General features: G+C 45.2%; 19 protein-coding genes. 15 read left to right on the forward strand and 4 right to left on the reverse strand.

Features of this window, described 5'->3' with window-relative positions; genetic code table 11:
* Nucleotides 1–279 precede the first annotated feature (279 nt).
* Nucleotides 280–1,755, forward strand: coding sequence for a glycoside hydrolase family 32 protein (locus ACFVQB_RS04260; RefSeq protein ID WP_379435147.1), 1,476 nt, complete (start codon nucleotides 280–282; stop codon nucleotides 1,753–1,755).
* 26 nt (nucleotides 1,756–1,781) lie between these two features.
* Entirely contained in the window at nucleotides 1,782–3,749 is a 1,968-nt protein-coding gene (locus ACFVQB_RS04265; RefSeq protein ID WP_379435148.1) for a sucrose-specific PTS transporter subunit IIBC, read from the forward strand.
* A 102-nt stretch (nucleotides 3,750–3,851) separates the two neighbouring features.
* On the opposite strand, the gene ACFVQB_RS04270 is transcribed toward ACFVQB_RS04265, so the two are convergent.
* On the reverse strand, nucleotides 3,852–4,298 hold the full coding sequence (locus ACFVQB_RS04270) for a hypothetical protein (RefSeq protein ID WP_379435149.1): 447 nt from the start codon (nucleotides 4,296–4,298) through the stop codon (nucleotides 3,852–3,854).
* 421 nt (nucleotides 4,299–4,719) lie between these two features.
* Here ACFVQB_RS04270 and ACFVQB_RS04275 point away from each other — a divergent pair, with 421 nt between their 5' ends.
* Nucleotides 4,720–5,115 carry a hypothetical protein gene (locus ACFVQB_RS04275; RefSeq protein ID WP_379435150.1) on the forward strand — a complete coding sequence of 132 codons (396 nt, stop codon included), beginning with the start codon at nucleotides 4,720–4,722 and terminating at the stop codon, nucleotides 5,113–5,115.
* A 141-nt stretch (nucleotides 5,116–5,256) separates the two neighbouring features.
* Here ACFVQB_RS04275 and ACFVQB_RS04280 read toward each other — a convergent pair whose 3' ends face one another.
* Both ACFVQB_RS04280 and ACFVQB_RS04285 read right to left on the reverse strand, forming a co-directional pair.
* Nucleotides 5,257–6,981, reverse strand: coding sequence for a cellulase family glycosylhydrolase (locus tag ACFVQB_RS04280; protein WP_379435151.1), 1,725 nt, complete (start codon nucleotides 6,979–6,981; stop codon nucleotides 5,257–5,259).
* A gap of 257 nt (nucleotides 6,982–7,238) precedes the next feature.
* Nucleotides 7,239–7,829: a TetR/AcrR family transcriptional regulator gene (locus ACFVQB_RS04285; protein ID WP_379435152.1), complete on the reverse strand. Its 591-nt coding sequence runs from the start codon at nucleotides 7,827–7,829 to the stop codon at nucleotides 7,239–7,241.
* A gap of 175 nt (nucleotides 7,830–8,004) precedes the next feature.
* On the opposite strand from ACFVQB_RS04285, the gene ACFVQB_RS04290 reads away from it, so the two are divergent.
* From ACFVQB_RS04290 to ACFVQB_RS04305, 4 genes are all read left to right on the forward strand, one after another.
* Nucleotides 8,005–8,775 carry an SDR family NAD(P)-dependent oxidoreductase gene (locus ACFVQB_RS04290; RefSeq protein WP_379435153.1) on the forward strand — a complete coding sequence of 257 codons (771 nt, stop codon included), beginning with the start codon at nucleotides 8,005–8,007 and terminating at the stop codon, nucleotides 8,773–8,775.
* Nucleotides 8,776–9,230: 455 nt separating this feature from the next.
* On the forward strand, nucleotides 9,231–10,673 hold the full coding sequence (locus ACFVQB_RS04295) for a 6-phospho-beta-glucosidase (protein ID WP_379435154.1): 1,443 nt from the start codon (nucleotides 9,231–9,233) through the stop codon (nucleotides 10,671–10,673).
* Between the two features lie 286 nt (nucleotides 10,674–10,959).
* The gene (gene licT / locus ACFVQB_RS04300; protein ID WP_379436311.1) at nucleotides 10,960–11,790 is read left to right on the forward strand and encodes a BglG family transcription antiterminator LicT; all 831 of its coding nucleotides are present in this window, start codon (nucleotides 10,960–10,962) and stop codon (nucleotides 11,788–11,790) included.
* A 214-nt stretch (nucleotides 11,791–12,004) separates the two neighbouring features.
* Nucleotides 12,005–13,888, forward strand: a complete 1,884-nt coding sequence (locus ACFVQB_RS04305) for a beta-glucoside-specific PTS transporter subunit IIABC (protein WP_379435155.1) — start codon at nucleotides 12,005–12,007, stop codon at nucleotides 13,886–13,888.
* A 107-nt stretch (nucleotides 13,889–13,995) separates the two neighbouring features.
* On the opposite strand, the gene ACFVQB_RS04310 is transcribed toward ACFVQB_RS04305, so the two are convergent.
* Nucleotides 13,996–14,586 carry a biotin transporter BioY gene (locus ACFVQB_RS04310; RefSeq protein ID WP_379435156.1) on the reverse strand — a complete coding sequence of 197 codons (591 nt, stop codon included), beginning with the start codon at nucleotides 14,584–14,586 and terminating at the stop codon, nucleotides 13,996–13,998.
* 112 nt (nucleotides 14,587–14,698) lie between these two features.
* On the opposite strand from ACFVQB_RS04310, the gene ACFVQB_RS04315 reads away from it, so the two are divergent.
* From ACFVQB_RS04315 to ACFVQB_RS04350, 8 genes are all read left to right on the forward strand, one after another.
* Nucleotides 14,699–15,562, forward strand: a complete 864-nt coding sequence (locus ACFVQB_RS04315) for an ATP-binding cassette domain-containing protein (protein ID WP_379435157.1) — start codon at nucleotides 14,699–14,701, stop codon at nucleotides 15,560–15,562.
* A complete protein-coding gene (locus tag ACFVQB_RS04320) occupies nucleotides 15,547–17,298 on the forward strand; it encodes an ATP-binding cassette domain-containing protein (RefSeq protein WP_379435158.1) in 1,752 nt (583 codons plus the stop codon). The genes ACFVQB_RS04315 and ACFVQB_RS04320 overlap by 16 nt, the downstream gene beginning before the upstream one ends.
* A 97-nt stretch (nucleotides 17,299–17,395) precedes the next feature.
* Entirely contained in the window at nucleotides 17,396–17,698 is a 303-nt protein-coding gene (locus ACFVQB_RS04325; RefSeq protein ID WP_379435159.1) for a hypothetical protein, read from the forward strand.
* A gap of 657 nt (nucleotides 17,699–18,355) precedes the next feature.
* A complete protein-coding gene (locus ACFVQB_RS04330) occupies nucleotides 18,356–18,523 on the forward strand; it encodes a hypothetical protein (protein ID WP_379435160.1) in 168 nt (55 codons plus the stop codon).
* Nucleotides 18,520–18,837, forward strand: coding sequence for a GNAT family N-acetyltransferase (locus tag ACFVQB_RS04335; RefSeq protein WP_379435161.1), 318 nt, complete (start codon nucleotides 18,520–18,522; stop codon nucleotides 18,835–18,837). The genes ACFVQB_RS04330 and ACFVQB_RS04335 overlap by 4 nt, the downstream gene beginning before the upstream one ends.
* The gene (locus ACFVQB_RS04340; RefSeq protein WP_379435162.1) at nucleotides 18,834–19,184 is read left to right on the forward strand and encodes a VOC family protein; all 351 of its coding nucleotides are present in this window, start codon (nucleotides 18,834–18,836) and stop codon (nucleotides 19,182–19,184) included. Before ACFVQB_RS04335 ends, ACFVQB_RS04340 begins: the two co-directional genes overlap by 4 nt.
* A 28-nt stretch (nucleotides 19,185–19,212) precedes the next feature.
* The gene (locus tag ACFVQB_RS04345) at nucleotides 19,213–19,788 is read left to right on the forward strand and encodes a GNAT family N-acetyltransferase (protein WP_379435163.1); all 576 of its coding nucleotides are present in this window, start codon (nucleotides 19,213–19,215) and stop codon (nucleotides 19,786–19,788) included.
* Between the two features lie 43 nt (nucleotides 19,789–19,831).
* Entirely contained in the window at nucleotides 19,832–20,422 is a 591-nt protein-coding gene (locus ACFVQB_RS04350) for an HAD-IA family hydrolase (RefSeq protein WP_379435164.1), read from the forward strand.
* Nucleotides 20,423–20,508: the final 86 nt, after the last annotated feature.

Consider the following 20,508-nt stretch of genomic DNA (forward strand, 5'->3'; position numbering starts at 1 on the left):
ACCGGTTCCTCTGATTATTGGATTTTAAAAATAAATTAAATTAAGAGTTACACGATCACGGAGAGGGCAGAAAAAATCTGTAGAAACGTAGTGTTCGCTTAAAAGCTTTCTGTAAGAAAGCTGCTTCGGAAGCATAAGCTACAGCGGATTTCACCCTTTAGAAATGGGATCAAGGAAATCTGGGGATAACAGCGATCGGAGGATTGTTCTGCCATCGAAGTGGCCAAGTGTAAAATTTCTTGGTCTAATTTATATTAGCTAGGATGGAGAACACTTTTTATGAAAATGACTAGAGAGCAACGCTACAGACGAATCGAACAGGCAGAGCCTGGAGAAATAGGCAAGCTGGAAGCTTTGATCTCTGCTTGTCCGTGGAGACAGCATTACCATATCCAGCCTATAACCGGACTGCTTAACGACCCTAACGGATTTTCCTATTATCAGGGGTATTATCATCTGTTCTATCAGTGGTTCCCACTCGGAACCGAGCATGGATTGAAATATTGGTATCATACCCGTTCAACGGATCTGGTGCACTGGGAAGAAGTCGGAATAGGAATCCAGCCGGGGGACACCTATGACTCACACGGGGCTTATTCGGGCAGTGCTATTGAAAAAGATGGCCAACTTCATTTGCTATACACTGGCAATACAAGAGATGAAGACTGGATTAGACATCCGTATCAGTGTCTGGCGATTATGGATGAAAGCGGTTCAATAACCAAAGTGGATCAACCTGTGATCTCTGAAGTACCTTCTGGCTACACGGAGCATTTCAGAGACCCCAAGGTATGGCAGCAGGGTGACACGTATTATTGTGTGATCGGAGCCCAGCGTGTAGATGAAACTGGATGCACGGTATTATATCGCTCGTCAGATCTCAGAAACTGGACGTTGCTTGGAGAGATTCATACTGGGCTACCTAACTTTGGCTACATGTGGGAGTGCCCCGATTATATGGAGATGCAGGGTCAGGGTGTGCTGATCTTTTCACCTCAAGGAATAGAGAGTCAGGGAGATGAGTATCACAACATTTTTCAGTCAGGCTATCTGATTGGTGAACCACTGGATCTTCAGACAAGGCATTTCGAACATGGTCCGTTTCAGGAGCTGGATCGTGGATTTGACTTTTATGCTCCACAGACGATGCAGGCGCCGGATGGAAGACGAATTTTGGTGGGATGGATGGGACTTCCTGATTTGGAGTATCCGACAGACAAGAGTGGATGGGCACATTGCCTGACGATTCCGCGGCAGTTGTCACTCCGGGAGCGGAAGTTAATTCAGCAGCCAGTCTCTGAAATGGTGAAGCTGCGCGGGGATTCTGAAGGGACTCATATGGAATTCATAATTGGTAATGAGACTCGATCTTTCGCGGACTTTGCCGGGATGGCTTATGAATTGGAATGTGAGATCCGTGATTTTGACGCAGAGGTCGTAGGCATTGAACTGCGGGCGAGTGCAGAAGAGAAGACCGTGCTGCAGTATGACCGGTTGGCACAGAAAGTAATCCTGGATCGCTCCCAGTCAGGCGCCACGCTCGCGGATCAGAACGGGAATGTAAGGCGCTGCGCATTGAATGCAGATGTGCTTAAGTTCCGTATTTTTGTGGATTCCTCTTCCGTTGAGATCTTTGTCAATGATGGAGAAGAGGTATTCACAAGCCGCATCTTCCCGAGCAAGGAAAGTGTGGAAATTCGCTTCTTTGCACATGGAGGCAAGGCAGAATTTCAGGCATCAAAATGGGATTATTAGATATAACGTGAGAGGAATGAAGTACCATGTCGGATAATCAGCAGATTGCCCAGGACGTTATTCGTGCCATCGGGGGCAAAGAAAATATCGCATCATTTGCACACTGTGCAACACGTCTTCGGATCATGGTGAATGACAAGGACAAGATCGATCAGAAGCAGGTCGAGAACATCGACAAAGTTAAAGGGGCCTTTTTCAACTCGGGCCAGTATCAGATCATTTTTGGAACAGGAACAGTGAACCGGATATTCGAAGAGGTTGAGAAGCTCGGAATTGAAGGATCTTCGAAAGAAGACGTGAAAAGTCAGAGCAAAAAGGAAGGCAATGCTTTTCAACGGGCCATTCGCACGTTCGGTGACGTTTTTGTCCCGATTATCCCTGTGCTGGTCGCAACGGGGCTGTTCATGGGTCTGCGGGGGCTGCTCACTCAAAATGAAATTTTATCGCTATTTGGTGCAACACCGGAGGACATTTCGCCCAATTTCTTGCTATTTACTCAGATCCTGACGGATACGGCTTTTGCATTTCTGCCTGCACTCGTAGCCTGGTCTGCGTTCCGTGTGTTTGGCGGAAGTCCAGTTCTCGGCATCGTATTGGGTCTCATGCTTGTGAATCCGGCGCTGCCCAACGCATACGCTGTGGCCGATGGATCAGCACAGCCGCTGCACATGTTCGGATTCATACCGGTGGTCGGTTATCAGGGCTCCGTGCTGCCTGCGTTCTTCGTCGGGTTGATCGGAGCGAAGTTTGAGAAGGTTCTGAGAAGACGCGTGCCAGAGGCGCTCGACTTAATTCTTACCCCTTTTATTACGCTGACGGTTATGATTACGCTGGGGCTCTTCGCGATTGGTCCGGTATTCCATTCCCTGGAGGAGTGGGTGCTGCATGGCACAACAGCCGTATTGGGGCTGCCATTGGGTATTGCGGGTATTATTATTGGTTTCTTCCATCAAATTATTGTCGTTACCGGTGTTCATCACATCTTTAACTTTCTGGAGATTCAATTGCTGGAGAAAACGGGCTTTAATCCGTTCAACGCGATCATTACCTGTGCTATGGCTGCGCAAGGAGCAGCTTGTCTGGCGGTGGGGTTGAAGACCAAAAATACAAAGCTGAAAGCACTCGCACTGCCTTCGTCATTCTCTGCATTTCTAGGGATTACCGAACCTGCTATCTTCGGGGTTAACTTGCGGTATATGAAACCGTTTATCATGGGTCTTGTCGGAGGCGCTGTAGGTGGATTTCTCGCATCCTTGTTCCATTTGCAAGGTACAGGCATGGCGGTGACGGTTATTCCGGGAACCCTGCTGTATTTGAACAGTCAATTGCCTTTGTACATTTTGTCAAACGTGGTTGCCATGGGAATTGCATTTGCACTTACCTGGTTCTTTGGATATAAGGATCAGCCAGTTGCGGAGGAAGTACCAAGCAATGTAGGAAAAGAGAGAAAGTCGAAAGTTCTGTCGCAGAAGTCAAACTCATCTGCCAGCCAGGCCGTTAACCATCGTACCAAGGTGGATATGCTGGAGATTGCATCACCGATCACAGGCACAGCTGTTGCTTTGGAGCAGGTTCCTGATCCTGCATTCTCAGAAAAGCATATGGGAGAAGGGATCGCTATTGAGCCTTCTGAGGGCAAAGTATTTGCACCTTTTGACGGTGTCATCGCTCATGTGATGAATAAGAGCAAACATGCGGTAATCCTGGAACATGAAACAGGTGTTCAGATGCTTGTGCATATTGGAATTAATACCGTTGGACTGAAGGGTGAAGGTTTTACCGCACATGTGAATAGCGGAGACACCGTAACCGCAGGACAACTGTTGATTGAATTTGACATGGAAGCTATTCAGGCTGCAGGACTGCCTTTGATTACACCTGTGCTCATCCCGAATGGGAACGATAGAATTGAACAGGTGATGACAACTATGACAGGCCGTGTTCAAGCCAATGGGGAAGCACTAATCGTTGTGAAATTTACTGAACTGGAATAAGGAATTTTTGAAAAAGGCAGGTCGAAAAATGCAAAGAGACCCGGTGTATAACACCAGGGTTTCTTTGCACTTTTATGTATATTTCTTTCTAAACAAAAGGTGTCAAAAAGAATAATACGTCAGTGCGTATTGCATCAGAAAGGCACGGATTTCTTCCCGGTTTAACTTTACATCAGATGTGCTGCTTTGCTCCAGGTTGAGAAGCAAATTATTGACGGCTTCATGCAGGAACAGCATGCGTTCGTTTCCCCAGAGCGTATGATGCTGCTGAATATAGTGCATGACCTGTGACAGTTCCATGCCTTTTAAAGCTCGGAACATTGAAGCCCATTTTACCAGATCAGAAGGATGGGAGCCCTCAGGTAATTCAAATTCGGCAAAACCATGAACATACCCGCATGAGATTTTGAACAATCCGCAGTAGCAGGATGAATGATCCCGCGCTATGAAGGGTAATTTTTGCATATCGTAACGAATAATCTCCATGGAACTAATCCGAGCTTCAACACGAGTCCCCGGTGGAATTTCTACAGCACAACTTGCAATCACGCGATCCAACCTCCATAGGCAAAATCACCTTATTGTTTTCTATTGTTTTCGTTATCCTGCCGTTTATGTTACGACTGAACAGAGCTCAAGTAAAATCAACCGGGATGGATATACGCCTGATTTTCCGATTTTTGGTTTGGAATCCTCACATGTAAGCGATTAACTAGAGATATATCTTCGTTTTGGACTCGAATAACCCGATTTTTTCTTCCGCTCATGACAGACTGAGCAAATTGCCGCATAACGGCGCAAAGAGAAGATTACACGAGAAATGATCTCCAGGATTGCCTGGAATCGATCAGAACAGTGCAGAAATCGGATGCAGTTGAATTGCGGGGATGGGGATAGAGGACTATGATTCGCACATAACGTACTTCAGACGGCATTTGCAGGGTCTGATGTGAAGGCGAGGTTGGCGGCAATGGATGAAGCATTGATGGTTGTATCGACAGGACACGGTGAGGCGGGGAAAAATTTTGTGAATGTATTACTGAAGAGGGGATTTGCGGTTGTCGTGCTTGTACACAGCGAAGAAGAGAGGGAACAGCTTCAATCGCTTGGTGCAATTACTGTTTGTTATATTCAGGAGATGGCAGACCGTAATCAGCTTCCGCTCAAATTTGTAGTGAAAAACGCCTTTGTATTTGAAAATAGTGTGCCGCAGTGCTGCCAGGACATTGAGCTGTGTCACAGCTTGTGTCCGCAACAACTCTATGTCGTTTCCAGCAACAGGCCTCATGTTGAACTTGTTTATAAAGGTCTGGGAGCAACTTATGTCATTCACAGCCGGAGTGGAGATGTTTCATTTTTATTGTGAATCACCTGATCGCGGGTTCCTTGTCGCCTGTCGGATGAACCAAGTATAAATGAAAAACGTTCTGTCCAGAGCCTGTTGCCCTGGACAGAACGTTTTGTGAATTGAATTCTTATGTGCTACACATTGAGCTGTGAAACCCTATCAGGAAGAGATTCCGACAACACTGGAACCATTCTTCGTAATTTTGTACGTAATGACGTCTCCGCTCCAGAAGTGGAACTTGAGAATGACTTCGCCATTATTTGTTTCGTTGAAGAAGTTTTGTTTCAGTTCAATCACGTTGCTGCTATAATTCGGACTGAAAGCGTATGAAAATTCTTTGAACGAAGTCCAGTTTTGCGGACCTGCGTTTCCTCCACTTGTATAAGTGGCTTCCATGGTGGCCAGCTGATTGCCATTAAAGGTAGTCGGAATCGCAAACGAGCTCGTTGTGCCCGTTACATTGCTCAGTTTAGGCGTATCATACTTGATGATATTCAGGTTCCAGTTTGCGCCTTTGTTGAATTTGACGGTCAGCTTGGCATTAACACCAAGATTGCCGGACGAGGTCAGTCTGGTTAACAGGCTTGATTTTAACGTCAGCACATCACCACTGATCGTGTAATCTGTACCTTGAACTAGGGTAGTGCTGCCATTAGCAAGAGAGCTAAATGTATTGCCATTGAGATTCAGTTTTACGGTTTTATCCTGAATTGCAGCACCTTTTTTCAGATAAACCAGATCCGATTCAGCTGTGGAGGAACGACCTGTCCAGCTTGCTTTCATTGTGTTATACAGGTCTGGGTCAGACCAGGTGAAGCTGGTACGACCGAAATGCTGCCCATTATCCCATAACATGGTGGTCATCTGTTTCTGACGCAGGTACTGGCCAATAAATTCAAAGAATTTCAATTTCTCACCTTGCTCAATGACGCCCGTGTGCTGATCAAAGCCGAGCAAGCCATACTCACCGACGATAACCGGAATGCCTTTGGCTGTAAATGCATTGTACACCCGATCAAATGTAGCGGTAATATCCTGCTGCACTTCAGCATTATATTTGGTGTAACCTGCAATATTCACGCTGAATGGCCAGAAGCCATAGTAGTGAACGGTAGCGATAATATTAGGATCATTTAATTTTGCAATCGTCTGGGATAATGCATCGAGATCTGCTTGAGCGGAGGAAGTATGCATCGTTGGAAGGACCAATGGACGTGTTGCATTATTTCCGCCGGATGCTCTCACGATATTATGAAATGATACATTCAACTCATCCAGCAAAGCGTAAGCAGTAGCGGTATTCGTTGTACCACCTTCGGTGAAGCGTGGTTCATTTACACTTTCGAACATCAGCTTAGTGGATGAGTTTTTGAATTTGTTTGCAATTTGAGTCCAGGCAGAGTTGTAACGAGCAAGAACATTGGCATGGTCATTCTCCATATAACTGATCCACTGCCATGAATCGTGATGGATATTGATCATGACATACAGATTGGCATCAAGCGCCCAGTTTACAACCTGTTGTACACGATTCATGTAAGCGCTATCAATGGTATAGTTGGGTGCTCCACCCATATGAGCTTGCCAGGTCACTGGAATACGAATGCTCTTGTAGCCTTGATTGGCAATATTCTGAATCAGTTGCTGAGTGATCAGCGGGTTACCCCAGGCCGTCTCGTCTGCGCCAACAGCATCAAGGGAGTTGCCCAGATTCCAGCCCGGCTCCATCGCAGTAACATAGGATTGAATATTGGTTGGAGCAGCGGCTGCACTTGCCTGAATCGAGTCATCAGTAGCAGCAGAAGCGATCGCGGATGAGAACAGGGACAGGATCATTGTCGTTACAATAGTGAGTGAGAGAAACGATCTGCGATTTTTGTTCATTAACATATTCTCCTTTGTAATTATTATCGTTGAACTAAAATAGAGCGCTTACAAAAAATGAGGAATTAAGCTCAGCATAGAACAATACCCTGGATTGATTTAAATGGAATCACCACCAAATTAAGTATTGAAAACGTTTTCTGAAATGCAAATATATCATGATCCATTCAAAGAAAATACCATGATAATTGGATGATATTTCATGTGGAAATTAGCGATTATGACAATTATGGAATATCGTAGGTGGATGTGGTGGCTTATTTTTTCACATGAAAAACTTCCGTAGACAACAGCATTAATTCTACAATTTGTGTGTTCATATATTGCGGAGTCGTTGGAAAATCTTCTTCAATCCAGCGAATCAAAAGACCTGCGACTCCATGTGCCCGATAGATATATAGCCATTTGGGATCGATAACCGACCCTTCCTCAAGCTCATACTCATATTCTGCTACAAAAAGATCCTCAATGACTCTCGCCATTTGGTAGCGGAAATCCACCTGGATATGATCACTTAATAACAATTTGTATAATGCAGCTTGTTCTTTCAAATATATAAACAGCGTAATATCTTCGGCATGCATTTCTTTTAAATTGACTTTGGTTATGTACCTGTAGGGATTCTTGATCTGGTGAATAAATTCGGTTAAAACCTCTTGAATAACCTCACGAAGCAAATCCTCTTTGGTTGCAAAATTGGCATAGAATGTGCCCCGATTATAATTGGCCTCCCGGACAATTTCAGATATGGAGATCTGTTGAAAAGGCTTTTGTGAAAGCAAGCGTAGAAAAGTTTCTTTGATATCCGATGTAGAACGCAAAACGCGTTTGTCAATTCGATCTGTCATGAATAGTTCACCTCGTTTACAGTATCGTTCATGTCACTTGTTTCTGCAACTTGGTGTACAAAATATTATCAAGTGTACAGTAACGTACAATTTCAGGCATATTACGGATTGATTCAGGTTAATGATATGGATATATTGAGGATTGTTTAAATTTAATATTATTGGAGGTATTCATATGACATTTCCCGTATTGGAAGGTAAAGTAGCCATTGTAACCGGGGCGGCGATGGGCATGGGTGAAGCAACTGCTCAACTTTTTGCCGCAGCCAAAGCAAAGGTGATCGTTGCAGATTTTAACGAAGAGAAGGGACAGGCTGTAGTTGAATCCATTCGTGCGGCAGGTGGTGAATCCGCTTTCGTAAAAGTCGATATTTCCCAATCAGAAGAAGTACAGGCCATGGTGAAATTCGCAGTCGAGACTTATGGACAACTGGACGTAGCTGTGAATAATGCCGCACTCACACCAGATGACAAACCAGCAGCTGAATTTGACGAAGCCTACTGGCATCGCCTGATTTCGGTTGACCTGACAGGTACTGCGCTGTGTATGAAATATGAACTTCAGCAAATGCTGAAACAAGGCAAAGGCGGTTCCATTATTAACATTTCATCGGTGAGCGGATTCCGTCCCCAACCCAACAACATTGCTTATGTAGCTGCGAAGCATGGCGTGGTTGGCATGACCAAAGTAGCCGCGATGGAGAACGGACCACACAACATTCGTGTTAACTCGGTTGCTCCAGGAGCAATCGATACACCCATGCTACGTGGTGCTTTGGATCAATTCGGTTTTACGGCAGAGGAATATGCTCCTCAGCTGAGCTTGCTTAATCGTTTTGGACAACCTAATGAAATTGCTCAAGCAAGTCTCTGGCTGGCATCTGACGCCGCCTCCTACGTTACAGGTACTACGATTCACGCGGATGCAGGATATACGTCTCGTTAATCGTTAAGGCGAAGAATTGGAAAGATCTAATCCAATTTCTGCTACCCAGTCGCAATAAAATTGACAATTCAGCTATTCCTTGCTAAAGTTTTATCCAATCCGCATAATTGTGATCTGGGAATGTTACCGATATGGGCATAACCTGAGCTGGCTTGTATACACTGCAACGTGTATCCAGGCTGGTTCGGGTTTTTTGTATTTAAGTTGAACGAACGATTTTACATTGGACACTGCGCGGCCAGAACAATCTTCCGATCGTTGTTATCCCCAGTTTTTTTGATTCTCTTTTTAAAGGGGAAATCCGGGGATAAAGGCGAACTCTCCGCTTCTCCAGATTTTTTCTGTCCTCTCCGTTTATGATGTAAATGTGTAGTTCAACATAAATATTTTGTCTTTTTAATATTTCTTGCGATTGGAGCGGATAACAGAATTACATATTTGGAAGGAGAATACGGATGACTAATTTTAAGTTTCCTAAAGACTTTTTGTGGGGGGGAGCCATTGCTGCCAATCAGGCAGAGGGCGCTTATCTGGAAGATGGCAAAGGGCTGAGCATTGTTGACTTGCTGCCGACAGGAGAGAATCGCAGAAGCATTATGAAGGGCAATGTCCTTGCATTGACCCCGCTGGAAACTGAGTTTTATCCTTCGCATGAAGCAATTGATTTCTATCATCGTTATCCCGAGGATATCGCTCTGTTTGCCGAGATGGGATTCAAAGCGCTGCGTGTATCGATTGCCTGGGCACGGATTTTCCCAACCGGAGAAGATGCACAGCCGAATGAAGCGGGCTTGCAATTTTATGATCGATTGTTCGATGAATTGTTGAAGCATGGTATCGAGCCTGTGGTTACGCTTGCTCACTTCGATGTACCGGTCAATCTGATTGAGAAATATGGCAGTTGGAGAAGCCGTGAGTTGGTAACTCTGTTTGAAACCTACGCGAAAACTGTATTTAGCCGTTACAAGGACAAGGTGAAATACTGGATGACATTCAACGAAATTAACATGCTGCTGCATCTGCCATTCCTTGGCGCGGGTCTTGTCTTCAAGGATGGTGATCATGTGAAAGAGATTCAGTATCAGGCGGCACACCATCAATTGGTGGCAAGTGCACTGGCGGTTAAAGCCTGTCACGAGATCATACCGGGTGCAATGATCGGCTGTATGCTTGCGGCAGGAAGCTTCTATCCATATACCTGTAATCCGGAAGATGTGTTCCAGGGCATGGAGAAAGACAGGGAATCCTATTTCTTCATTGATGTTCAGTCTCGTGGAGAGTACCCGGGTTATGCCAAACGTTTCTTCAAGGATCATGGATTGAATATTGCCATGCAGCCAGGTGATGCGGAAATTCTGAAAAACCATACGGTTGATTATATCGGATTTAGTTATTATTCAAGTCGTACAACCTCCACGGATCCAGAAGTCGTTAAAAATATGACAAGCGGCAATGTATTTGGTTCTGTAGCCAATCCATATTTGGCAAAATCGGAATGGGGCTGGACGATTGATCCCAAAGGCATCCGCATTACAGCCAATCAACTGCATGACCGATATCAAAAACCGCTGTTTGTTGTAGAAAATGGATTTGGAGCCAATGATGTGGTTACCCCTGAAGGTGAGGTTGATGATGCCTATCGGATTGATTATCTGAAACGCCATGTGGCCGAGATGGGTGAAGCTCTGCAGGATGGTGTAGAGATCATCGGTTATACAAGCTGGGGACCTATTGATATTGTCAGCGCTTCTTCAGGAGAGATGAGAAAACGCTATGGTTACATCTATGTGGACCGTGACAATGAAGGTAAGGGTGACCTCAAGCGGATCAAGAAAAAGAGCTTCCATTGGTACAAAAATGTGATTGAATCGGATGGCAGCAATTTAGAATCAGAATAAGCAGGGGAGGATGAGGAGCATTCTCCATGATCATATCGGAAGGACCACTCTTCATGGAACTTCCGATTGTTCCCTCATTGAAAGCGTTGACATATGTGTCTCTTCGCGCTATACTTGACGCAATTATATCGTTTTGGGATTGTTACTACTTGAAGTAGGCAAAACCTAAGCACCAAAAAAACAGACGTATATGTCTTGTTTATTTTGTGATGCTTCAGGTTTTTTTTGTATGCCCAAAAGGCGATATATGACTGCCAAGAGAGTGGATCGTGACGGGGGGATTGAAGTGAAAATTGCAAAGGTTATCAACAATAACGTCATTAGCATCTATCAGGCGGATGGAGCAGAGCTTGTGGTGATGGGGCGTGGGATTGCCTTTAAGAAAAAGCCGGGGGATAAAGTAGACGAGACCCGCATCCAGAAAGTATTTGCGCTTAAAAACAAGCAGACATCCGACAATTTCAAAATGCTGCTGCGTGAAGTGCCAATGGAACTGATCGAAATTGTGGAAGAAATTATTACCTACGCCAAAGAGAATCTGGGCCGTAAGCTGAATGAAAATATCTACGTTTCCCTGACAGATCATATTAACTTTGCGATTGAACGATATCGTGAAGGGGTAGAAATCAAGAATGCACTGATGTGGGAAATCAAACAGCTGTACAAGGCTGAGTTCGGACTAGGCCTGAAAACGCTGGAGCAAATCAAGTCGAGACTTAATATTGAGCTTCCGCCGGATGAAGCAGCTTATATTGCCCTGCATATTGTCAATGCGGAGATGAATGAAGAAGTTATTACAACGATGAACATCACGAAGTTTATTCAGCAGATTATTAATATAGCGAAATATCACTTCAAGATGGAATTCGATGAAGAGTCTCTTAGCTATTTTCGCTTCATTACGCATTTGAAGTTTTTCTCCCAGAGGGTATTAAGCGGGACGCATTATGACAACAACTATGACCACTTTTACGACATGATAAAAGAGAAGCACCCGGAAGCAGCGGCATGTACGGAAAAAATCGAAATGTTCGTTAACAAGGAATATAACCATCAGCTTACCAACGAAGAAAAATTGTATCTGACCGTCCACATTGAAAGAGTCGTTAATCGATAATAATTAAAATGTTGACAAATTTGGTTAAATCATAATAATATGAGATTAACAGGAATTGAATACGATTTAACTGGGATTGTTACTGGTTATGCAGGCAAAACCTAAGTCATGAGAAGGCAGGACCGATGTGTCCAAAACTTACTCAAGGCTTAGGTTTTTTGCGTGCAAAAAAATCGGTAAGGTGCCTGTTTTAGTAAATATGGGGGTGCACATCATGAGTCAGGAAAAACTTGCAAAAGAAATCGTCGAGCTGGTCGGCGGTGAAAAGAATGTGGTATCACTGGTACATTGCGCAACACGTTTGCGATTTGTATTGAAGGATGATGCGAAGGCAGACAAAGCCAAGCTAGAAAAGACAGAAGGAATCATCGCAGTCAAGGAAAATGGGGGTCAGTTCCAGGTGGTCGTGGGCAATAAGGTGCCTGAAGTTTATAGCGCCATTGGTCAGATCAGCAACATTTTGGATGACTCTTCCGAAAAGGAAAAGCCGAGTAAGTCCGCGAAAGGCTTAGGCGGGATTATCGATGTGATTTCCAGTATTTTCGCACCGCTGCTAGGTGTTATGGCGGGAGCCGGTATCTTAAAAGGGCTGCTGCTTATTGCAAGCAATGTCGGCTGGCTGGAAACGACGGAAACCACGTATAAGATCTTATTTGCAGCAGCAGACAGCCTGTTTTATTTCCTGCCTTTGCTGTTAGCGGTTACGACCGCTCGCAAATTCCAGGGTAACATGTTTGTGGCGATGACCATTGCTGGCGCATTGATCTATCCTTCCATCGTCACGCTGAAGGCGGAGGGAACACCAACCGATTTCTTCGGTATCCCTGTGATTTTGATGAATTATTCATCTACCGTTATCCCTATTATTCTGGCAGTCATCGTCATGAGCAAATTGGAGAAATTCTTCAATAAAGTCCTTCACGAAAGTGTGAAAAATTTTGTCACTCCATTATTTTTGCTTGTCATTATGGTACCTCTTACCTTGCTCGTATTCGGTCCATTTGGAGTATATGTAGGTAATGCCATTGCATCAGGACTCGTGGCCGCCTTCGGATTCAGTCCACTATTGGCCGGAGCCGTTATGGGTGCAAGCTGGCAGCTGCTCGTTATTTTCGGAATTCACTGGGGCCTCATTCCCGTATTTATTAACAACGTTGCTGTATATGGACGTGATGGCGTCAAACCGGCTGCGACAGCTTCCATCTTCGCACAGACCGGAGCTGCATTCGGCGTTATGCTGAAAACCAAAAATAAAAAGCTGAAAACACTGGCAGGTTCATCGACACTGACAGCCTTGTTCGGGATTACCGAGCCTGCCATCTATGGTGTTACTTTGCCACTCAAACGTCCATTTATCGCAGGAGTTATTGGGGGTGCTGTTGGTGGGGCCATCATTGGTCAGGCAGGTACGCAGGCATTTGCTTCGGGTGCTCCAGGACTACTGACTTTGCCCATCTTCTATGGACCGGGTGGAGAAGGCTTCCCTGGACTGATCCTTGGGATCTGCGTATCCTTTGTTGTCTCGGCTGCATTGACGTACATTATGGGATTCAAAGATCCGGTTGAAGAAGAAGAAAAAAGCACGGAAACTACCAAGCCATCAGTTAGAACAGCGGCATCATCGGATCAAGAAGTACTTAGTCCAATCGAGGGGACCATTGTTGAGCTGACTGAGGTGCCAGATCCGGCATTTTCATCCGGCGCGATGGGCAAAGGCATTGCGATTGAGCCGGCAGTCGGCCGAGTTGTTGCTCCTTTTGACGGTACAATTACTGTGGCTTTCAAAAAGAAACATGCCCTGGCTGTTGTATCGGATACGGGGGCTGAGATTTTGGTCCATGTCGGGGTGGATACCGTCAAGCTTGATGGTCAGCACTTTACATCACATATTCAGGAAGGGGACCGGGTTAAAGCAGGAGATTTGCTGCTGGAATTCGATATCGCTGCTATCAAGGCCGCTGGTTATCATACGGTAACCCCTATTATTGTTACGAATTCTGCGAATTATGAGGAAGTAGTTCCTTTGATTACGGGACAAGTTCGGCTTCAAGAACCGTTACTTACCCTGTATGGTGGAAAGGGACAGGAACAAGAATAGTAATATTAACAAAAGCCGTGTCCAACGTGGAACAGAATGTTTTCTGTTTACGTGGACGCGGCTTTTGTTCACAAATTCAGTTCAATATTATTTTATATGAGTAGCGATCAGGAGTCGGTCTTTACTACTGTTGAATTCATGTTGCCAGTCAATCGCTGTGGGGGGAAGACCATGCGCACAGGCGCGATGATGATCGCAGCGAACAAGGCTTTGATCAGATCACCTATGATGTAGGGATAGAATCCTTGTATCATGGCTTCAGGTAATGACATTTTGTAAGCATAGGCCAACCAGGGCACGCCCGAAACATAGATCAACAATGAACCAAACACCTCAAATACGATAAAGGCCAGGAAATAACCAACGAATCCTTTCAGTTTGATTCTGGTGAGCAATAATCCAATGAGAAATGCGGAGAAGGGCCACATCATAACATATCCCCCGGTAGGCCCGAGGAGTACTGCGAGTCCGCCTGAGCCATGCAGAAGCGGGAAGCCAATTGCAGTCAGGATGACGACCAGAGCGATACTTAGAAAACCATATAATGGGCCAAGTAGTCCTCCTGCCAGCATAACCGCAAGAGTTTGCAGAGTAATCGGCACAGGAGAGAACCCGATGGGAATACTTATGTAACCAAAAAGAACAAGTATGGCTGCCATGAGTGCGCTGAATACAATACCTCGCAAAGATAATTTCATGTTTGAACATTCCTTTCAATTTTGGTAATCTTATTGTTAACCGATAAAACGGATGTGGTTAACGATTTGGATCGTACCACAAAAGATTCAAAAGGGAAAGGACCAATTTGCGATGCAAGACGTTACACCTTTGATTACACTAGATCAAGTTCGTGTTCATTATGCGTCCGAGTCAGGACGTGTTCGTAAGGCAGTGGATAGGGTTTCGCTGGAATTAGCTCCGGGCGAATGGATAAGTATTGTGGGAGCCAATGGTAGCGGCAAAAGTACGCTGGCAGGACTGCTGATTGGATTCACTCCGCTATCGGGCGGAGAAAGGAAAGCTTCATCGGAACTGGTTGTTCGTGGAGTCCTCCAGCAGCCTGATGCGCAGGTACTTGGAGATACCATTGAGGAGGAGTTTCATTTTGCCTTATCCTCGCTGCTCGAATCTCTTGATGAACAATTACGACGGAGAGAGCACGCTTTACATACGGTAGGACTTGAGCACCCGCCAGAAGCGGCAATATCTATGCTGTCTGGAGGACAGAAGCAGTTGCTTAATATCGCGGTAGCGCTGGCGGCCAAGCCGGATGTACTCATTCTGGACGAACCTACGGCCATGCTTGATCCGGGAGCCAGAGATCGAATGGAAGTGGTGGTTCAAACCATTGTCCAGCAAGGGACGGCGGTAATCTGGATTACGCATCATTTGGAGGAAGCGACCCTGTGCGATCGAATTATTGCCATGGAACAGGGACGCTGTGTTTACGATGGAGCACCTGTGGCTTTCTTCTATGGAAGGGAAAAGGAAGAGACGACGGCTGAGGCTGGAAAAGAAGCACAACAACCATCGCCCTGCGAGAAGCTTGGGCTTGCTCCACCTTTTACAGTGCAGACGGCTCTACTTCTGAAACGGAAAGGTCTGCTGCATCATGCTACACCTCTGCGACCAGAGCAGTTGGTTAAGGAGGTAGCCCTTTGGCAATCAAATTAGAACATGTAGGCATAGCTTCGTCACAACCTGACAAAAGAGCGCTGCTTCAAGATATTACTGTCCAACTGAACCGTGGAGAAATCACTTTATTGCTAGGCTGCACAGGATCAGGCAAAACCACACTGCTGCAAACAATCGCTGGCCTAAAACCTCCAGATACGGGTAGCCTCAAGCTGGACGGAGAGCCTTTCTGGCAGAACGGGAAAGTGCCACAGTCCATTCTGTTGCAGATGGGATTGGTCTTTCAGTTCCCGGAGCAGCAGCTGTTCGCCCGAAGCATTGGGCGTGAATTTGCTTATTCCCTGCGTCCATATCGTCTACCGGATGAACAAAAGAAAAAGCAGATTTCTGAGGCGCTGGAGCGCTGGGACTCCCCAGCGGGTCAGGAAGGGGAAGAACGATTCCATTCGGACAGATCACCCTTTGCACTAAGTGGGGGAGAACGGAGAAGACTGGGGCTTGCCCTGGGAACTGCTACGCAGCCTTCATGGCTATTGCTCGATGAACCCAGCGCCGGATTGGAAGCTCAAAGTGTGATCATGCTGCTGGATGCTTTGAATCAGCATCGAACTGCAGGTGAGGGAGCCATTGTGGCTACACACGACCTGGACACATTTTTACCACATGCGGATCGGGTTCTTTTGTTACAGGAGGGACGTCTGGTTGCTGATCTCACGCCACGGGAACTTCATACAAGACCAGATCTGTTGGAGCTTGCCGGAATTGGGCTGCCACCCTCTATGCAACTGGCACAACAATTTGCGGCGGCGGGCGTTCATTTTCCGTTTACTGCGTTGACCCCCGAAGAAATGGCTGAATGCATTGTTCAGTCCGTCAATAAGCCTTTAGAGCAGAAGGTTGATGTTATTGGTAATGAGGATCAATTCAGAGATGAAGCCAAGCTTGCCTTATCACGTTCCGACACATCGGGAGGAGAAGGAAAACAGGAAGCCATATACTCCCACGCTGAATCAGGATCAAACAGAGGATTTTATGGTGCTATAGACCCGCGTCTGAAATGGATTTTATACATTTTGCTCGTGACCGCGACGATGCTTCAACACCACTGGTTAGGCCTATCTCTTACGTTGGTGCCAGTCATCTTGGCGCTCGTTGTGCTGCCACGTCAGGCTCTGATGGGATGCTTGAAATTAATGAAGCCGCTTGTACTATTCTTTCTCATATCAACCGCGTTGTCGGGGACGACTCTTTCTACAGAAGGTGGAGGCCTACAGTTCGGATTTTCCCTGATGCAGGCGGAGGGGACGTTACTGAATGTATACCGTTTGTTTATCGTTACGTTAGCAAGTCTTTGGTTTTCACTGACTACGCCATATGGGCGTATGGTGGAGGGACTGAATTGGGTGCTTGGTGTCGGCAAAAAAATCAAGCTGCCCGTGTCGTCGTTTGCACTCGCTGTGTCCTTAATCTTTCGTTTTATCCCGATGATCTGGAGTGAATGGCAGCGATTCTCGCTGATCGTCCGGGCACGCGGTAAAGCTGCGTTACGACCAAATACGGTACGGGTGCGTGATCTTGGTCCGATGGTCATCCCCTTGCTCATGGCGCTGTTTCAGCGTGCAGAAGATATGACGATTGCGATGGAAATGCGGAAAGTTAGAGAGAATTCACTGCTTGGAGCACGTTCATCCTTATTGGTATGGTCCAAACGAGATACATGGATTTGCATGATTGGACTTATTGTTTTTGTATTTTATATCTGGATCAGAGATTGAAACGCAGTGTTTGCCATGCATCATGCATAAATCCTTTCATTTCCGTTCAAAATAAACATGCTTTGATCACCACGAAGCAGATATGGAGGGACGAACGATGAAGGATAAATTTTTGCAAGAAGAAAGGCAAGAATATACCGATGTGTCCACGGTGGAGTCGCAGCGAAATGATATCACACTCGAAGAGTTCCCTGAAGGTCCTTACGGCTCATCTCTAATGTCTGAATCTCTTGGCAAAAGCTCGCCGTGGCGAGTGGATCAAAGGACCGCGCATCGTTTCGATTATGAAAATCATGAGTTGCATGAAGGGGAAGTTCGGGATTATCCCGGCCAGGACGTCTACGATGAAACGGTCCCCGATAATGTAACCAAGCCTCAATACCCGGAAGAAGAATCGTAATGACGTATTATATAAAATAGATGATAGCCTTCGGCAGGATCGTCCTGTCCGGGGGCTATTTTTAGTTGTATCGTTAAAGAAAACAAATCTCCTCAAATTCCACAATATGGGTTATCATAGGCGTAGCTATTATAAAAGAGTAATTGATATATCAATTATAAGAATTATAAGGAGATAACCATGGATTAGGACTATTTTCAGTATGCGGTGGATTTGAAAAGCTGGAAACTAGGTTGTGTCTTCCAATTCAGGCAAGCTAACCAATGATGGAGGTTATCGTCCAACTAAAAAAGTCAGACACGTTATTTTCCGAAATCCCTAACAAAAACGCTGCAAACGGCTGTTTATCCTAATATAGCGTGTCTCAGGTTCCTTAGATTTCTGCGGTCACTTCAAATCCATGAATAAGACGCCTAGGATTCGTTAGCGCTCGCTCCATACTCTGCTCCAACCGTGAGCCGAGCCGAAAGGCCGACCCAAATCGTTAGGTGGGAAGCTAAGCTTTTAATGGAAGGGAAAAAATCCGCTTTATTGGCGTTTCAATCGCTTACTCGCAAATTTGGGATGCCGTGCGCTTGCCTGCTCCGAACACGCTCAGTTCCGCTTCGGCTTTCAGTAGGTTTGAAGACACACTCTAATAAATTGGGGGATATCAGAATGAGAGAGATTAACTATAGTGATTATTTTTGGCAGGATGATAAGGTCAGATTACGTGAATTGCGTGAGGAAGATTGGGAGGATCATTATTATAACCGCTTCGATACACCCGCTCGTCGTTTACTGGAATGTGCAGTAGAGCTGCCACCTACGAATGCTGAGGCGTGAACCTGAACAGCATCGATGAGAGGAATGGTACCTTTAGCATTGGAATTCAAATTGACAGGGATCATCGTGGAAAAGGATACGGGACGAGAGCCATTCGAATCTTGCTGAAGTATGCCTTTTTCGAGCGCAGGCTTAATAAATTCAATGATTCTGTTCTCGAAGGCAATGAACCTTCCGCAGCCATGATGAGAAAGCTTGGATGTGTGCAGGAAGGCGTGCGTCGTCAGGTGATTTATACCGATGGGATATACCAGGATATGATCCTGTTCGGATTAACCAAAGACGAGTTTATCGATAAGGAGGGACTTGCGTGAGTCCAATTTTAAATCAAATAGGTACGGTGTTTATTCCTGTTCATAACATTGAAAAAGCGCGTGAATGGTACTGCGACATTTTGGGGTTACCTGGCGATGGAGAGATTTTATTTGGACATCTGTACATTATTCCGATGAATGGAACACGTATTGTGCTGGACAGCAAAATTTATTCCGAGGACCGTACGTTTAAAACGCCTGCATTTCATTTCGATACTCTCAACATTGAAAAAGCCTATGCGTTTATGCTATCTAAAAATGTAAATATAAGAACACCAATAGAGCAGGAACACTGGTTTAACTTTCAGGACCCGGACGGAAATTTGCTGATGGTCTGCCAATGTTAGTTGGATAAGGTGTTCACTAGGGGGCATTATGAAACAAACCATACAAAGTGATGAATTAATCATTGATTGCAAAGATATTTATTTGCGCGAGTATCGACCTGAGGATTTGGAGAAATTGCAGGAAATCACCTGGCAACCCGAGGTTTACGAATTTTTGCCGGGATGGAATGCTACGGTTGAAGATAGAGCACTATGGCTCACTCAATACGAAATCCCTGAGAATCAGAGTTTTAAACAAGCTGTTTTGGCGGGAGGGGACATTGGAGACCTCTATTTACGTTTGGCTATAGTGCTCAAAGAAAATGATGAGTTCATAGGATGGTGCTGCTCGGGGATCAAGGACGAACTGCCAGATCCCAATCGGGAGATTATGTACGGCATTTCGAAACACTTCCGGAACCGTGGATATACAACGCAGGCAGTACAAGGAATAACACAGTATTTATTTGAAAATACAAACGTTGAAGTATTGAATGCCATCGCTTTATTGACGAATCAGGCATCCAACAAGGTAATACAGAAATGCAATTTTGATTGGCTGAATTTGATCGAAATCGAGAATGAACCGTACAACCATTACCAACTGCGAAAGCACCAACGATAATTCTACTGCAATTGGCTCAAGATGACTGTACAGGAGTGATCCCATGGATTCCAAACCGCAGCTTGTTTTAGATCTGGCGGGTGTTCTGATCACCAATCTTTCCTCTTCATTCTGGCAGGAGCTTGCTAGGTATGCAGGTACTCCTTTTCCTGTTTTAATCGAGCAATTGATCGGTATACGTAAGGATTTGTGGACAGGAAGGATGACAGAGGAACAGTTCTGGATCTGGATTCAAACACAATATCCCAATATTGAAAAGATGTATGCTTATGAATTACTTGAACAAACAACAGAGTTGCTACCTGCCATGCATTGTCTTGAACGATGGAGCGAGCAGGCAGAACTTCATCTCTTGAGCAATCATTGTCATGAATGGATTCAATCTATTTTGCCGTTGATCCAACCGTATTGCAAGAGCATAACCATTTCCAATCAGGTCGGATATTGCAAGCCAAATATAGAAATATATGAACTTGTACAATCTCATCTACACAGGGATGTACGTATTATATATGTGGATGATCAGGCTAAAAATTTGAAGCCTGCTGCTGAGCTAGGATGGGAAACATTACTTGCTGATGAACAGCATCAATGGATTGCTGAAATCGACGGATGGCTCGCAGACCAACGATAACTCCCGATACAGATGCACTATTTACAAATAAACCAATTCGATACTAAACAAATAACCCTCTCATTTCTCAGCAGAAATGAAAGGGT

Source organism: Paenibacillus sp. NPDC057886 (genome assembly GCF_042796655.1).
GTDB lineage: Bacteria > Bacillota > Bacilli > Paenibacillales > Paenibacillaceae > Paenibacillus.

Bases quoted from the DNA above. Each gene is read 5' to 3' on its own strand.
- ACFVQB_RS04265 (WP_379435148.1), top strand. From the start codon at position 1,782: ATGTCGGATAATCAGCAGATTGCCCAGGACGTTATTCGTGCCATCGGG.
- ACFVQB_RS04280 (WP_379435151.1), bottom strand. From the start codon at position 6,981: ATGAACAAAAATCGCAGATCGTTTCTCTCACTCACTATTGTAACGACA.
- ACFVQB_RS04285 (WP_379435152.1), bottom strand. From the start codon at position 7,829: ATGACAGATCGAATTGACAAACGCGTTTTGCGTTCTACATCGGATATC.
- ACFVQB_RS04325 (WP_379435159.1), top strand. From the start codon at position 17,396: ATGAAGGATAAATTTTTGCAAGAAGAAAGGCAAGAATATACCGATGTG.
- ACFVQB_RS04345 (WP_379435163.1), top strand. From the start codon at position 19,213: ATGAAACAAACCATACAAAGTGATGAATTAATCATTGATTGCAAAGAT.
- ACFVQB_RS04330 (WP_379435160.1), top strand. From the start codon at position 18,356: ATGAGAGAGATTAACTATAGTGATTATTTTTGGCAGGATGATAAGGTC.
- ACFVQB_RS04350 (WP_379435164.1), top strand. From the start codon at position 19,832: ATGGATTCCAAACCGCAGCTTGTTTTAGATCTGGCGGGTGTTCTGATC.
- ACFVQB_RS04290 (WP_379435153.1), top strand. From the start codon at position 8,005: ATGACATTTCCCGTATTGGAAGGTAAAGTAGCCATTGTAACCGGGGCG.
- ACFVQB_RS04315 (WP_379435157.1), top strand. From the start codon at position 14,699: ATGCAAGACGTTACACCTTTGATTACACTAGATCAAGTTCGTGTTCAT.
- ACFVQB_RS04310 (WP_379435156.1), bottom strand. From the start codon at position 14,586: ATGAAATTATCTTTGCGAGGTATTGTATTCAGCGCACTCATGGCAGCC.
- ACFVQB_RS04260 (WP_379435147.1), top strand. From the start codon at position 280: ATGAAAATGACTAGAGAGCAACGCTACAGACGAATCGAACAGGCAGAG.
- ACFVQB_RS04305 (WP_379435155.1), top strand. From the start codon at position 12,005: ATGAGTCAGGAAAAACTTGCAAAAGAAATCGTCGAGCTGGTCGGCGGT.
- ACFVQB_RS04275 (WP_379435150.1), top strand. From the start codon at position 4,720: ATGGATGAAGCATTGATGGTTGTATCGACAGGACACGGTGAGGCGGGG.
- ACFVQB_RS04295 (WP_379435154.1), top strand. From the start codon at position 9,231: ATGACTAATTTTAAGTTTCCTAAAGACTTTTTGTGGGGGGGAGCCATT.